Source organism: Sulfitobacter faviae (assembly GCF_029870955.1).
Taxonomy (GTDB): domain Bacteria; phylum Pseudomonadota; class Alphaproteobacteria; order Rhodobacterales; family Rhodobacteraceae; genus Sulfitobacter; species Sulfitobacter faviae.
Map to the genome: position 1 here is coordinate 1,495,487 of NZ_PGFQ01000001.1, position 14,190 is coordinate 1,509,676.

At 58.9% G+C, this 14,190-nt stretch carries 13 protein-coding genes and 3 pseudogenes; 9 read left to right on the forward strand and 7 right to left on the reverse strand.

Annotated features, from left to right (window positions below; translation table 11 throughout):
* Positions 1-3 precede the first annotated feature (3 nt).
* Entirely contained in the window at positions 4-1,221 is a 1,218-nt protein-coding gene (locus tag CUR85_RS07740) for an MFS transporter (protein ID WP_067267728.1), read from the forward strand.
* Here the strand turns inward: CUR85_RS07740 and CUR85_RS07745 are convergent.
* The 3 genes and pseudogenes from CUR85_RS07745 to CUR85_RS07755 all read right to left on the reverse strand — a co-directional run bounded on the left by CUR85_RS07745 (position 1,218) and on the right by CUR85_RS07755 (position 3,491).
* Positions 1,218-1,802: a Smr/MutS family protein gene (locus CUR85_RS07745; RefSeq protein ID WP_067267730.1), complete on the reverse strand. Its 585-nt coding sequence runs from the start codon at positions 1,800-1,802 to the stop codon at positions 1,218-1,220. The genes CUR85_RS07740 and CUR85_RS07745 overlap by 4 nt on opposite strands.
* Positions 1,799-2,790 (reverse strand): annotated as a pseudogene (mltA, locus tag CUR85_RS07750) (murein transglycosylase A). Before mltA ends, CUR85_RS07745 begins: the two are co-directional and overlap by 4 nt.
* 41 nt (positions 2,791-2,831) lie before the next feature.
* Positions 2,832-3,491 carry a Tim44/TimA family putative adaptor protein gene (locus CUR85_RS07755; protein WP_067267732.1) on the reverse strand — a complete coding sequence of 220 codons (660 nt, stop codon included), beginning with the start codon at positions 3,489-3,491 and terminating at the stop codon, positions 2,832-2,834.
* A 103-nt stretch (positions 3,492-3,594) separates the two neighbouring features.
* Here CUR85_RS07755 and CUR85_RS07760 point away from each other — a divergent pair, with 103 nt between their 5' ends.
* Together CUR85_RS07760 and secB are read left to right on the forward strand one after the other, a co-directional pair.
* Complete coding sequence (locus tag CUR85_RS07760; protein WP_067267734.1) at positions 3,595-4,092, forward strand: FxsA family protein; 498 nt, start codon at positions 3,595-3,597, stop codon at positions 4,090-4,092.
* A gap of 65 nt (positions 4,093-4,157) precedes the next feature.
* Positions 4,158-4,640 carry a protein-export chaperone SecB gene (secB, locus tag CUR85_RS07765; RefSeq protein ID WP_067267736.1) on the forward strand — a complete coding sequence of 161 codons (483 nt, stop codon included), beginning with the start codon at positions 4,158-4,160 and terminating at the stop codon, positions 4,638-4,640.
* Between the two features lie 3 nt (positions 4,641-4,643).
* Here secB and dnaQ read toward each other — a convergent pair whose 3' ends face one another.
* The 4 genes and pseudogenes from dnaQ to CUR85_RS07785 form a co-directional block, all read right to left on the reverse strand.
* Positions 4,644-5,333, reverse strand: coding sequence for a DNA polymerase III subunit epsilon (dnaQ, locus tag CUR85_RS07770; protein ID WP_067267737.1), 690 nt, complete (start codon positions 5,331-5,333; stop codon positions 4,644-4,646).
* On the reverse strand, positions 5,326-5,919 hold the full coding sequence (gene coaE, locus CUR85_RS07775; RefSeq protein WP_067267897.1) for a dephospho-CoA kinase: 594 nt from the start codon (positions 5,917-5,919) through the stop codon (positions 5,326-5,328). The genes dnaQ and coaE overlap by 8 nt, the downstream gene beginning before the upstream one ends.
* Positions 5,916-6,748 (reverse strand): annotated as a pseudogene (locus CUR85_RS07780) (shikimate dehydrogenase). The gene coaE and the pseudogene CUR85_RS07780 overlap by 4 nt, the downstream one beginning before the upstream one ends.
* The gene (locus CUR85_RS07785; protein ID WP_067267856.1) at positions 6,745-7,344 is read right to left on the reverse strand and encodes a Maf family protein; all 600 of its coding nucleotides are present in this window, start codon (positions 7,342-7,344) and stop codon (positions 6,745-6,747) included. The pseudogene CUR85_RS07780 and the gene CUR85_RS07785 overlap by 4 nt, the downstream one beginning before the upstream one ends.
* Positions 7,345-7,750: 406 nt before the next feature.
* Between CUR85_RS07785 and CUR85_RS07790 the strand changes: the two genes are divergently transcribed.
* The 6 genes and pseudogenes from CUR85_RS07790 (at position 7,751) to CUR85_RS07815 (ending at position 14,182) form a co-directional block, all read left to right on the forward strand.
* Complete coding sequence (locus CUR85_RS07790) at positions 7,751-8,200, forward strand: CopD family protein (RefSeq protein WP_067267858.1); 450 nt, start codon at positions 7,751-7,753, stop codon at positions 8,198-8,200.
* A gap of 124 nt (positions 8,201-8,324) precedes the next feature.
* Positions 8,325-9,596: a transcription termination factor Rho gene (rho, locus tag CUR85_RS07795; protein ID WP_067267859.1), complete on the forward strand. Its 1,272-nt coding sequence runs from the start codon at positions 8,325-8,327 to the stop codon at positions 9,594-9,596.
* Between the two features lie 32 nt (positions 9,597-9,628).
* Positions 9,629-10,915 carry a tRNA uridine-5-carboxymethylaminomethyl(34) synthesis GTPase MnmE gene (mnmE, locus tag CUR85_RS07800; protein WP_067267860.1) on the forward strand — a complete coding sequence of 429 codons (1,287 nt, stop codon included), beginning with the start codon at positions 9,629-9,631 and terminating at the stop codon, positions 10,913-10,915.
* Positions 10,916-10,928: 13 nt separating this feature from the next.
* Positions 10,929-12,791, forward strand: coding sequence for a tRNA uridine-5-carboxymethylaminomethyl(34) synthesis enzyme MnmG (mnmG, locus tag CUR85_RS07805; RefSeq protein ID WP_067267900.1), 1,863 nt, complete (start codon positions 10,929-10,931; stop codon positions 12,789-12,791).
* A pseudogene (gene rsmG, locus CUR85_RS07810) lies at positions 12,788-13,392 on the forward strand (16S rRNA (guanine(527)-N(7))-methyltransferase RsmG). Before mnmG ends, rsmG begins: the two are co-directional and overlap by 4 nt.
* Positions 13,385-14,182, forward strand: a complete 798-nt coding sequence (locus CUR85_RS07815) for a ParA family protein (RefSeq protein WP_067267863.1) — start codon at positions 13,385-13,387, stop codon at positions 14,180-14,182. Before rsmG ends, CUR85_RS07815 begins: the two are co-directional and overlap by 8 nt.
* Positions 14,183-14,190: the final 8 nt, after the last annotated feature.

A 14,190-nucleotide genomic window follows, 5' to 3' on the forward strand; every position in this document is an offset into this window, starting at 1 on the left:
GGCATGGAATACCTCTCATTTCTGCGGCGCAACTGGCTGTTTCTGCTGGCCGGTTTCCTGCTGACCTTCACCTCGTCCTATGGGCAAACCTATTTCATCTCGCTCTTTGCGGGGGCGGTGAAGGGCGACTTTGGTCTAAGCGACGGCCAATGGGGCGGCATCTATACCGTCGGCACGACATTGTCGGCCATCACCATGGTCTGGGCCGGGGTGCTGACGGACCGCTTTCGTGTGCGGGTGCTGGCCCTTGGGGTGATGCTGGCGCTGGCGGGGGCCTGTCTTGCGATGGCGGCAGTGCCGAATTGGATCGCGCTGATCTTTGTCATCTACGCCTTGCGGCTGACCGGGCAGGGGATGATGTCTCAGCTAGGGCAGGTCGCCATGGTGCGCTGGTTTGAGGCCTCGCGCGGCAAGGCGCTTTCGCTCTCTTCGATGGGTTTCGCCGCCGGTCAGGCGTTCTTGCCGGTGATCTTCGTGGCCCTGTTCGCCAGCTTTCACTGGCGCAGCCTTTGGGTACTGGCCGCGGTGCTGGTGCTGCTGACAATCCCGGTGATCCTGATGCTGCTGCGGCAAGAGCGTACCCCGCAAAGCATGGCCGATCAGGCGCAGCGCACAGGGATGAGAGGGCGGCATTGGACCCGGGTCGAGATGTTCCGCTCGGGTCTCTTCTGGATGATCATCCCGTTGGCCATCGGCCCCGCGGCATGGGGCACGGCCCTGTTCTTTCAGCAGGTGCATCTGACCCAAGTGAAGGGATGGGCCTTGGTTGAGTTCGTGGCTTTGATGCCGGTCTACACGATCTCGGCGGTGGCCTCGACCTTCCTCTCGGGTTGGGCGATCGACCGTTTCGGCGTCAGCCGCGTTGTGCCGGTGATGATGCTGCCCTTTGCCCTGTCATTCGCGGTGCTCGCCTATGCCGACACGCTCTGGATGGCCGGGATCGGCTTGCTGATTTTCGGCATGGGGCAGGGCATGCAGTCCACCGCGCCGGCGGCCTTCTGGGCCGAGTATTTCGGCACCCGCCATGTGGGGTCGATTAAAGCGGTGGCGGCGGCGCTGATGGTCTTCGGTTCGGCCATCGGGCCGGGAGTGACGGGGCTGTTCATCGACCTCGGCGTCGATTTCCCGCAGCAGATGCTGCCCATCGCGCTTTATTATCTGATTGCCGCAGGCTTGGCCGCATGGGCGATTGCGCGCTACAAACCACTGCTGCGCGGTTAACGGTTGCGCCGTAGGTAGACGTAATAGGCCCCGCCGCCGCCGTGGCTGACATGGGCCTGCGCGACCTGTAGTACGAGACCGCTGAGCGGTGGCATCGACAGCCACTGGGGCACCTGATGACGCAGCACCCCATCGCGCACGGGGATCGGGCCACCGTCATCGCGCCGCTTGCCCTTGCCGGTGATCACCAGCACCAGCCGTTTGCCCCGGGCATGGGCATCCATGATGAAACCATTGAGCGCCGGATGCGCCCGGTCGAGGGTCATGCCATGCAGGTCGATCCGGCCCTCGGGCCGCAGCTTGCCGCGTTTGAGCTTGCCGTAAGCCTTGTGGTCCATCTGAACTGGTGCGGCTTTCATCTGCTCGGCCAATGAGGGGCGCAGATCGTTGCCGCGCTTTTTCATGTTAGGCTGCGGCTTGTTGCCTTGCAGGGCGATCTTGGCGCGTCGAACCTGCGGTGGGGCAGGGGCGGGCGCGTCGATCTCGGGCGTGAACAGCTTGTTCAGCTCCAGCTTCTCGGTCCGCTCGGTCACCCGGCGCCAGAGTTCGAGATCGTCTTCGTTCAAGCGGCGCCGTTTCATATCGCGCTCTCCGGCAGGAAAGCATAGGCGCGTTGGATGGGCATCAAGACCATCATCCGCCCCGGATCACGCAGACGGCCCGCCGCGCGGCCCGCTTTGTCACCGGTGCCAAAGAATACATCCGCCCGCTGCGCGCCCTTGATGGCCGAGCCTGTATCCTGAGCGACCATCAAACGCCGCAGAGGCGCCTTCCCGTCCTTTTCGATCCAGACCGGCGCGCCGAGCGGCACATGCGACGGGTCCACCGCGATGCTGCGCATGGCGGTGATGGACCGGTTCATCGCCCCCAGCGGCCCCTTGTCGGCGGGCACGCGGCTGACTTCGCGGAAGAAGACGTATGACGGGTTGTGATAGAGCAATTCGCGGCCATCTTCGGGGTTGCGGCGCACCCAATTCTTGATGACATCGGCGCTGACCTGATGCGCCTCATAGACCCCACGCCGCACCAATTCGACCCCGACCGAGCGGTAATCATGGCCATTCGCGCCGCGATAGCCCACCCGAAGATAGCTGCCATCAGGCAGGCGAATACGGCCAGAGCCCTGAATTTGCAGAAAGAACAGCTCAACCGGGTCATCGACCCAAGCGATCTCAAGCCCGCGGTCGCGCATCACGTCGCCATCTAGGATCTCGCGTCTGGTGAGCCATGGGCGGATCTGCTCGGCCTCGGGGGCATGGCGTAGATGGGATATTGAAACCGGGCAGAGGGGTAGAGATCGCCGTCCAATTCAGGCTCGAAATACCCAGTGAAAAGCGCGTCATTGCCGTCTTCCATCAGAACGGGGCGAAAGAACAATTCGAAGAACTGCCGCGGGTCGGGGCCATCTTTGGCCAGCTGGCAGAGCGCGCGCCAATCGACGTCTTTCATGTCGCCGCAGGTGCTGGTGAAAACCTCGAAGGCAGCGGCGTGGTCATCTTCGGCCCAGCCCTCAAGCTGGTCGAAATCCATGACGGTATAATGCACCTCTGCTGCGGACGGCGTGTTCATCGACACACCGCCCAACAGCGCCAGTGCGCCAAGCGCACGCGCTACCCGTCTGTGGAAACCAACAGCCAATTCGGATCGTCCGAGCCCATGACACGGGCGAAGACCCATGTATCTTTTTGGCGTTTGATTTCGGTGCTGCTGCCCTCGACAATCTCGCCCTCACGGTTGCGAACCTCCGAGGTCAGCTCGCCGACGAAGCGGATGGTGAGTTCGGCTTCTTTCGTGGTCTCGTCCATCTTGGCGTCGATCAGTTCCATCTCGCGCACGCCGATGAAATTCGCCTCGATCGTCAGACCTTGGTCCTCCCGCGCGGCGACGCCGTCAACGAAGCTTTCATAGACGTCATCGGCCAGAAACGGCTGAATTTCGGCCAGATCGCCCCGCTCATAGCCCATGACGATCATCTCATAAGCGCCGCGCGCGCCTTGCAGGAAATCGCTGACGCCAAAGGACGGCTCGACCCGCTTCATCTCGGCCAAGGCTTTGCCCGAGGGGCTATCTTCGGGAACGTGGTCGCTGATATCGAGATCCGGGCCACCTTCGATCACTTCAAACGCGGGGCCGCTGCGCGGGCTTGGCGTTTGATCGGTCACCGGGGGCTTTTCAAAACCCTCACGCGTGCCAAGCACGTTTTTCAGCCGCAGGATCAGGAATACGGCGATACCGGCGAGGACCAGAAGCTGTATCAGGGGAGAATTCATCGAAACCTCATTCAGGGGTGGCATGGAAACATGCGAGTTAAGCTCTTATGTAGGTGTTCGACCGGGGCAAGTCCACTCTGCCCCAGCGAAAGGACTCCGCCGCATGTGGCTATTGATCGCATTTATCGCCGTGCCTCTGATCGAGATCACGCTTTTCATCCAAGTCGGTGGCGCCATCGGCCTTGGCTGGACGCTGGCCGTGGTGGTTTTGACCGCCATTTTGGGCACATGGTTGGTGCGGTCTCAGGGTGCGCTGGCGCTTGGCCAATTGCGCAGTTCCTTCAATGACTTGCGCGACCCGACCGAGCCTTTGGTGCATGGCGCGATGATCCTGTTTTCCGGCGCGCTGCTGCTGACGCCGGGGTTCTTCACTGATGCCGTCGGCTTTGCTTTCCTGATCCCACGCTTCCGGCAGGCGGCCTACCGTGCGATCCGTGACCGGGTGAAGGTCCAAAGCTTTGGCACCCCCGGCGGCATGGGGCCGCGGCCCGGGCCGCAACGCCGCGGCGATCCGCGCGGTGACGTGATCGACGGGGATTTTCACGAGATCCCCGAACAGCCGCGCCAGACCAAGGGCCCCTCGGGCTGGACTAAGGATTGAGCGGCCCGTGCCGACCTGTTAAGTCCGGGTAGATTTAAGAAATTCACCACAACAGGACACAGAAAATGGCAGAAAACGAAACCGCACAACCCAAGCAACCGCAGATGCGCGTGCTGGGCCAGTTCATCCGCGACATGTCGTTCGAAAACATCATGGCGCAGAAGGGTGCCCCGGCGGATGTACAGCCCGACGTGCAGGTTCAGGTCAACCTCGACGCGAAGAAGCGTTCGGGCGAGAACCAGTATGAAACCGCGATTAAGCTGAACATCACCTCTAAAGCGAAAGACGGCGACGCGACGCTCTTCGTGTTGGAAATCGACTATGTCGGTATCTTCCAAGTCGAAAACGTGCCGGAAGAGCAGATGCATCCCTATCTGCTGATCGAATGCCCGCGCATGATTTTCCCCTTCCTGCGCCGCATCGTCAGCGACGTGACCCGTGACGGTGGCTTCCCGCCGCTGAACCTTGAGAACATCGACTTCCTGTCGCTCTACCGCAACGAAGTGGCACGCCGTCAGGCCGAAAACCCGCCAAAAGCCGACGCCTAAGCGTTAGCCAATCTGTTTCCACAGCGCGTCGTCGCCCAGTTTACCGACAAATTCGGCATGGGCGGCGGCTTCGGCCTCAGTCAGACGCGAGGGCAGGGGCGTGGGCCGCGGTTTCGGGGTCCAGCGCGTTTCCGGCTCGCCCGTCTTGCGCTCCGGCGCCGAAGACAGCGCGAAATCCGGCTGCCGCCCCCCAATCAGTTCCAGATAGACTTCGGCCAAGATCTCACTGTCGAGCAAGGCGCCGTGCAACGTCCGCGAGGTGTTGTCGATCCCGAAGCGGCGACAGAGCGCATCAAGCGAAGCGGGTGAGCCCGGAAAGCGTTTCCGCGCAATCTCGAGCGTGTCGAGCGCCTGTTCCCACGGGATCTGCGGCAGGCCCATCCAGCGCAGCTCAGCATTCAGGAATTTGATGTCGAAGGCCGCGTTGTGAATGATCAGCTTTGAATCGCCGATGAAGTCGAGAAATTGCCGCCCGATCTGCGCGAACTTGGGCTTGTCGCGCAAAAAGTCATCGCCCAGCCCGTGCACCTGAAAGGCTTCATCGGGCATCGAGCGTTCGGGGTTGATGTATTGGTGATAGGTCTCGCCCGTGGCCATGTGGTTCATCAGCTCGACCGCGCCGATCTCAACGATGCGGTCGCCGCTTTCGGGGTCAAAGCCGGTGGTTTCGGTATCGAGCACGATTTCACGCATGGCGCTGTCTTTCCCTGATGTCGCGGATCACCGCCCGCACCTGCGCGCGGGCATGGTCGAGCGTATCGGTCACTATCACATAGTCCGAGCGGGCGCACTTCTCTTCGGCGGGCATTTGCTTGGCGCGGATGGCGTCGAACTGGGCCTCGGTCATCGTGCCGCGTGCGAGTACGCGCTCGCGCTGCACCTCTGCCGGGATCGTCACGCAGGCCACCGCGTCCATCGCAGCCTCGCCGCCGGTCTCGAACAGCAGCGGGATGTCCAGCACGGCAATGTCGCTATCCGCCTGCGCCAAAAACGTCGCCCGGTCTTCGGCCACCAGCGGATGCACGATGGTTTCGATCCGGGGCAGGGCGGTCGGATCGGCGGCGATGATCTCTTTCAGCGCGGCACGAGAGACACCACCGCCCTCGATAGCCTGCGGGAAAGCCGCCTGCATCGGCGTCACGGCAGCCCCGCCCGGGGCATAAAGCCGGTGCACCGCCGCGTCGGCATCCCAAACGGCGCAGCCTTCCTCGGCGAACATCTTTGCTGTGGTCGATTTACCCATGCCGATGGAACCGGTGAGCCCGAGGTGGAACATCAGCGCAGCACCGCCGTTCGCGTGGCGCGGTCGACCTCGGGCCGCTGGCCGAACCAACGCTCGAACGCCGGGACGGCCTGATGCAACAACATGCCCAGCCCGTCGACCGTGACGCAGCCCATATCCTCAGCCGTCTCAAGCAGATGGGTCCGCAGCGGGGCATAGACGAGATCCGTCACCACCGTGCCGGGGCGCAGCCCATCCAGCGGCACCCGCAAGGCGCCTTTGCCAATCATGCCAAGCGATGTGGTGTTCACCAACAAACTTGCGTGATCGATCATATTGCCCGCTTGCACCCAATCGACGACTTTGACCCGGCCGCCGAAATCGCGCTGCAACTGCTCTGCCCGGACGCGGGTGCGGTTTGACAGGCAGATCTCAGGCACGCCAGCATCCAACAGCGAGGAGACAACTGCCCGCGCCGCGCCCCCGCGCCCAAGACCGCCGCCGGTCCGGCCTTCGGATCCCAATCCGGCGCACCAGCTTTGAGGTTTTCGATGAAGCCGTAGCCATCCGTATTATCCGCATGAATCTTGCCATCGGCGCGAAAGATCAACGTATTGGCCGCGCCGATCAGAGTGGCCCTGTCGGTGATAAGATCCGCGATTTCCATCACCGCTTCTTTATGAGGGATTGTCAGGTTCACCCCAACAAAGCCCATCTTGGGCAGCGTTCTCAGCACCTCTTCCAGATCATCGGAGGCGACATCAAGCGGCACGTAATGACCGGCGATGCCATAGGTCTCCAGCCAATGGCGATGCAACTGCGGGGATTTGGAATGCGCGATGGGCGATCCGATCACACCGGCGAGGGGGATTTTGGGCAGGCTCATGTCGTGAGGTCTCCGCGCAGCGTCAGGTAATTCAGCAGTTCAAGAAATGGCATACCGAGGACGTGAAAGTAATCCCCCTCAATCTGGGTGAAGAGCCGCACGCCTTCCTCTTCCAGCTTGTAGCAGCCCACCGCGTGGCGAATGCTTTCCCAGTTTCGCGCGACGTAGTCTTCTATATAGGCGTCGCTGGCCTCGCGCATGCGCAGCCGCACCTGACCGACGTGCCGCCAGAGCGGTTCACCGTTTTCATAGAGCACGGCGGCGGAAAGCAAGGAATGCCGATCCCCGCGCAGCCGGTGAAGCTGCGCGATGGCTTCACCCTTATCACGGGGCTTGTGCAACATCTCGCCGCGATGCTCCAACACCTGATCGCAGCCCAGAACCAACGCGCCAAAGTGCTTTTCGCTCACCTTCCGGGCTTTCATCTCGGCCAAGGTATCGGCGATGTCGCGCGGCTTGGCCTCTTCGGCCCGCAGCGCAGCAGTTATCATCTCTTCGTCGATCTTGGCCGGGATCACCTCATGCAGGATCGCGGCCTGCGCCAAAAGCTGCGCCCGGATCTCCGAGCCGGAGGCGAGGATGATTTTCTGCGGCATGTGGATAACCCTGTGATGATCTGGCGCAAATCTTGAGGATTTGTTCTGCGAGATAAAAGTTGACAGCACAAGCCCGCAGATCTCGCCCCGAGTCGCGGTTTTTGTCGCCGATTCCCACCCCGATGAATAGGGATAAGCTGCTTGTGCGTATAACCACGAGACTTCACCGGTTATCCCCGCTTTGATACATTTTGTCCCCCAGAAAATACGCCAGCAAGATCCTGAGAAAATTCAACATTCGCGAATCGGGGCCGGCTTATCCACAGGAGGCCGCGAAGTTTGTTCACCTGTTGATAAGCGGCGGTATAAATCATTAATCCACAGGATTCAGACGCCCTACAATCAACTACATCTTTTCTCTTTTCTTATTTATTAAGAAAGAAGCACGCCCACCGGAGCCTTCCCCATGTTCGATCTTCTCAGCCTCGCTTATCCATGGATCAAAGCGCTCCATATCGTGTCGGTCATCAGTTGGATGGCAGCGCTTTTCTACCTGCCGCGGCTCTTCGTGCATCATGTCGAACAGGCGGGCTCCGCCGGGCGGATGCATGAGACTTTCGCGATGATGGAATTCAAGCTCGCACAGTTCATCATGCGGCCCGCGATGATGGCGACATGGGTTTTCGGCCTCGCGCTCGTTCTGACGCCCGGAATCGTGGATTGGACGATGATCTGGCCATGGACCAAGGGTGCCAGTGTCATCGCCATGACGGTTTTCCATGTTTGGCTGAAAAAACAGGTCAAATCCGTCGAAAGCGGCGACAGTACCGTCACGGGCCGTCAGTTCCGCCTTTTGAACGAAGTGCCAACGCTGCTGATGATCGTGATCGTCTTCTCCGTGGTCGTGAAATTCTGAGGCAATTGACTCAAGCCGCGCTGCCGCCTATATCTGCGCCACTGTCCCGTCCGGGGCGGTTTCTGCTTGCCACATTCAAATGATCGACCAGCCCGCATTCTGCTGCGGCTGAACAGGATGCTCCATGACAACCGAAACGCTGAACCTCGCTGATCTCAAGGCGCAGACGCCGAAAAACCTGCTCGCCATGGCCGAAGAGCTGGAGATCGAGAACGCCTCGACCATGCGTAAAGGCGAGATGATGTTCCAGATTCTCCGCGAACGTGCGGATGACGGTTGGGAGATTTCGGGCGACGGCGTGTTGGAAGTGCTGCAAGACGGATTCGGTTTCCTGCGTTCGCCGGAAGCGAACTATCTGCCGGGCCCCGATGACATCTACGTCTCGCCCGACATGATCCGCAAATGGTCGCTGCGCACCGGGGACACCATCGAGGGGCTGATCAAGGCGCCCGATGACACCGAACGCTATTTCGCGCTGACCGAGGTTACCAAGATCAACTTCGAGGCGCCCGAGAAGGCGCGCCACAAGGTCGCCTTTGAGAACCTCACGCCGCTTTACCCCGACGAGCGTCTGACGATGGAGGTTGATGACCCCACGATCAAGGACCGCTCGGCGCGGATCATCGATCTGGTCTCACCCATCGGTAAGGGCCAGCGTTCGCTGATCGTGGCCCCGCCGCGCACCGGTAAGACCGTGCTGCTGCAGAACATCGCCAACAGCATCGAGAAGAACCACCCCGAGTGTTATCTCATCGTGCTTCTGATCGACGAACGCCCCGAGGAAGTGACCGACATGCAGCGTTCGGTGAAAGGGGAGGTCGTCTCTTCCACCTTCGACGAGCCGGCCACCCGTCACGTCGCGGTTTCCGAGATGGTCATCGAAAAAGCCAAGCGTCTTGTCGAACACAAGCGCGACGTTGTCATCCTGCTCGATTCGATCACCCGTCTGGGCCGTGCCTTCAACACCGTGGTTCCGTCCTCGGGCAAGGTTCTGACCGGCGGTGTCGACGCCAACGCCCTGCAGCGCCCCAAACGTTTCTTCGGTGCCGCGCGGAACATCGAAGAGGGCGGATCGCTCACCATCATCGCCACCGCGCTGATCGACACCGGCAGCCGCATGGACGAGGTGATCTTTGAAGAGTTCAAGGGCACCGGCAACTCCGAGATCGTGCTCGACCGCAAGATCGCAGACAAACGTGTCTTCCCGGCGATCGACATCCTCAAGTCTGGCACCCGGAAAGAGGACCTGCTTGTCGACAAGGTGGACCTGCAAAAAACCTTCGTCCTGCGCCGCATCCTCAACCCGATGGGCACCACCGACGCCATCGAATTCCTGCTCGGCAAGCTCAAGCAAACCAAGTCGAATTCTGACTTTTTCGACTCTATGAACACCTGAGTTATTAATTAATAACAATAGGTTAGTAAAATATGGACACGATATTCGCCCAAGCGTCAGCGCCGGGCCGTGCCGGGGTTGCGGTGATCCGAATTTCCGGCCCGCAGGCCTTCGTGATCGCGCAAGAGATTACCGGGAAACGTCCTGAAGGGCGCGAGAGTGCGTTGCGTAATCTCCGCGGCACGGGCGGAGAGGTGATCGACCAAGCTCTGGTCCTGAGTTTCCCCGGGCCGAACTCCTTCACTGGCGAAGATGTTGTCGAATTCCAACTTCATGGCTCCATTGCCGTGATGCGGGCGATGCTTTCGCTGCTGTCGACCTTCCCCGAAGCTCGGATGGCGGAAGCGGGGGAATTCACCCGCCGTGCGCTAGAGAATGAAAAGCTGGATCTCGCGCAGGTCGAAGGGCTGGCAGATCTCATCGAAGCTGAAACAGAAGCGCAGCGAAAGCAAGCGCTTCGCGTTTTATCGGGCCACCTCGGCGCACGCGTCGAAGAATGGCGGAAAGACCTGATCCGCGCCGCAGCGCTTCTGGAAGCCACAATCGACTTCGCGGATGAAGAAGTGCCCGTCGATGTAACCCCCGAAGTGACGGCGCTGCTCTCGAAGGTCGGCAAGGCATTGCAGGCCGAAGCGGAAGGCACCTATGTCGCCGAGCGGGTTCGAAATGGCTTTGAAGTCGCGATCATCGGCGCGCCAAATGCGGGTAAGTCGACGCTCTTGAACGCGCTAGCCGGACGTGACGCTGCGATCACCTCCGAAATCGCAGGCACTACCCGCGATGTAATCGAAGTTCGAATGGACCTCGGCGGGCTACCGGTTACCCTATTGGATACGGCGGGCCTCCGCGAGAGCGAAGATAAAGTTGAAGCCATCGGGATCAAACGCGCAATCGAACGTGCCGAAGCGGCGGACCTGAGGGTCTTCCTTGCCGCACCAGATGAAATGCTGGTCCTTACGCCGCAGGAAGGGGATATCGTTCTTCAGCCTAAGGCAGATCTCCTTGGTATTGTCGCGAACGGTATCTCAGGGAAGACCGGGCAGGGCGTGTCAGACCTTATTGACCGCATCCAATCTACGCTCTCGGAACGCAGTTCAACCATCGGATTGGCCACCCATGAGCGGCATCGCGTCGCTTTGCAGCAAGCCGTCTCGTGTTTGGCTGAAGTAGATGTTATCCTGACTCGTGGACCGGATTTCTATGATTTGGCTGCCGCGGAGCTTCGATTTGCGATCCGCGCATTGGAAACACTAGTTGGCCGCATAGACGTCGAGAACCTGCTGGATGAGATCTTCACCAGCTTTTGCGTGGGTAAATGATGGAGTGTTTCACGTGAAACATTTTGATGTGATCGTGATCGGCGGCGGCCACGCAGGCGCGGAAGCAGCGCACGCTTCGGCACGGCTCGGCGCACAGACAGCGCTCGTCACGATGAGCCGTGATGGAATCGGCGTCATGTCCTGCAATCCTGCGATCGGGGGCTTGGGAAAGGGGCATTTGGTCCGAGAGATCGACGCAATGGACGGCGTCATGGGGCGCGTTGCTGATAAAGCGGGTATTCAATTCCGTCTACTAAACCGTCGGAAAGGTCCGGCAGTGCAGGGACCGCGTGCGCAGGCTGATCGGAAGATCTATCGCACAGAAATGCTGCGCGAGATTGAAGCGCAGTCTGACCTCGATATCATTGAGAGCGAGGTCGTCGATTTTGAGACGGATGGTGATATCGTTACAGGTGTAGTCTTGGCTGACGGTTCATCCATTACCGCATCCTCGGTGGTCCTTACAACCGGGACATTCCTCCGGGGCGTCATTCATATCGGAGATGTGTCGCAGCAAGGCGGCCGCATGGGTGATAAAGCCTCGGTTAAACTGGCCGAACGCATCGACTCCTTCAACCTTCCGATGGGTAGGTTGAAAACTGGCACGCCCCCGCGTCTTGATGGGCGAACGATCAACTGGGATATTCTAGAAGAACAGCCGGGCGATGATGATCCCGTCTTGTTTTCATTCCTATCTGATAAGGTATCCGCACTCCAGGTCGTCTGCGGCATTACGCATACCAATGCAAAAACCCACCAGATTATCCGAGAAAATCTCGAAAGGTCTGCGATGTATGGCGGGCACATTGACGGCGTAGGCCCGCGATACTGTCCTTCTATCGAAGACAAAGTCGTGCGATTTGCGGATAAAGACTCGCACCAGGTATTTTTGGAACCTGAAGGTGCAGATGACCATACGGTCTATCCCAATGGTATTTCGACTTCCCTTCCAGCGGACGTACAAGAAGCTTATGTTCGGAGTATGGTCGGCCTTGAAAACGCAATCATTCTGCAACCCGGCTACGCGATCGAATATGACTATATCGACCCGCGGGCGCTTGCATCGACCCTTGCGGTCCGTACAGTTCCCGGCCTGTATCTCGCAGGACAGATCAATGGCACCACAGGCTATGAAGAAGCCGCAGCGCAAGGGCTGGTCGCCGGCCTGAATGCAGCGCTTCATGCTCAGGGTCGAGACCCGGTAACCTTTAGCAGGTCCGAGAGCTATATCGGCGTCATGATCGACGATCTGACGACGCGTGGCGTCACAGAGCCCTACCGGATGTTTACGTCACGCGCTGAGTTCCGCTTGTCACTCCGGGCGGACAATGCAGACCAGCGGCTCACGCCCCTTGCGATCAAGCTGGGATGCGTTTCTAAATCTCGCCGTGAGCTCTTTGAAGAGAAAACTTCATGTCTAATTGACGTGAGAACACGACTGCAGAGTAGGGAGTACACCCCGAAAGAGCTTGCCAATGCTGGGATCAACGTGAATCAAGACGGTTCAAAGCGGAATGGCTATCAGATATTGGCATTCCCTGATGTTAAGTTTGAAGACTTGCTCACGCTCGATCCAGATTTAGGCGATACCCCAGTTGAGGTTCGACGTCAGCTCGAGCGCGACGCACTCTATGCGACCTACATCGTAAGGCAGCAGAAGGAGATTGATCTGTTGAAGAAAGACGAGAATGTACGCATTCCGGCCGACTTCTCCTTTGAGGCGCTTTCGGGGCTTTCAAACGAATTGAAAACTAAGATCGCAACTGCACGTCCCGAGACAATGGCCCAGGTAGCACGTGTCGATGGAATGACGCCCGCTGCGCTTACATTAATTCTGGCCCGGGTTAAAAGAGGCACCGGGAACAAGACAGCATGAGCGAATTGCGTAAACTCGATGTTTCACGTGAAACATTTGAAAAGCTCGAAGCCTTTGGGGAGCTTGTTCGGAAATGGAACCCGAGGATAAATTTGGTTTCCAAGAGTAGCTTGGAAGACCTTTGGACGCGTCACATTTTAGATTCCGTTCAGGTCTTCAACCTTGCCGAAGGCAGCGGCGTTTGGGTAGACCTCGGTAGCGGCGGGGGTTTCCCGGAATTGTCGTTTCGATCCTTAACCAAGAGGAACGACATTTCGACGTTACTTTGGTGGAGAGTGACCAGCGGAAATGCGCATTCCTACGGACTGCCATTCGAGAGCTGACGCTAGAGGCCTCTGTAAAGAATGAGCGGATTGAGGAAGTAAAAAGCCTTAATGCCGATGTCCTGTCAGCGCGTGCCTTGGCTGATTTGACAAAGCTCTTAGGGTTCGCCGAATTGCATCTTAAGCCCGAAGGAACTGCCCTCTTTCCAAAAGGTCAGAGTTGGCAACGGGAGGGCGAAGAGGCGCGGCTGAGTTGGATGTACGGCCTCGAACCGGTACCCTCCCAGACCAATCCCGAGGCTGCCATTCTAAAGATTAAGGATATCGCCCGTGTCTGACCTTTCTCGTCCGGCTGGACCTAAAATTATCGCAATCGCGAACCAGAAGGGTGGTGTCGGAAAAACGACGACGACGATCAATCTTTCGGCCGCACTTGCTGAGGCGGGTAAGCGCATATTGGTGGTTGACCTCGACCCGCAAGGCAATGCTTCTACGGGGCTGGGCATCGAAGTCGAAGACCGCGAATTTACGACCTACGATCTGCTGTTGGATGATAGCCTGCCACAGGACGTAATTCAGCGGACAGAAACGGAAGGGTTGCTCATCGTTCCGGCGACGGTTGACCTCAGCTCCGCGGATATCGAACTCTTTTCGAATGAGAAAAGAAGTTTCCTTCTGCATGACGCGCTAAGGCAAACCCAGATGGATCAGTTTGAGTTTGATTACATCTTGATTGATTGCCCGCCTTCGCTCAACCTATTGACCGTAAATGCGATGATCGCGGCGCATTCGGTTCTGGTGCCTTTGCAGAGCGAATTTTTCGCACTGGAAGGGCTTTCCCAGCTTATGCTGACGATAAGAGAGGTCCGGCAAAGCGGAAATAAAGACCTGCGGATTGAGGGCGTTCTTCTTACTATGTATGATCGCCGCAACAATCTCTCGCAGCAGGTTGAGAATGACGCGCGGGCGAACCTCGGTGAGTTGGTGTTCCAGACCGTTATCCCGCGTAATGTTCGGGTGAGCGAGGCGCCGAGCTTTGCTATGCCCGTATTGAGTTATGATCCCACATCGAAAGGGGCCCAAGCCTACCGCGATTTGGCGGCGGAGCTAACAAGAAACAATGGTTAATAAGGTGG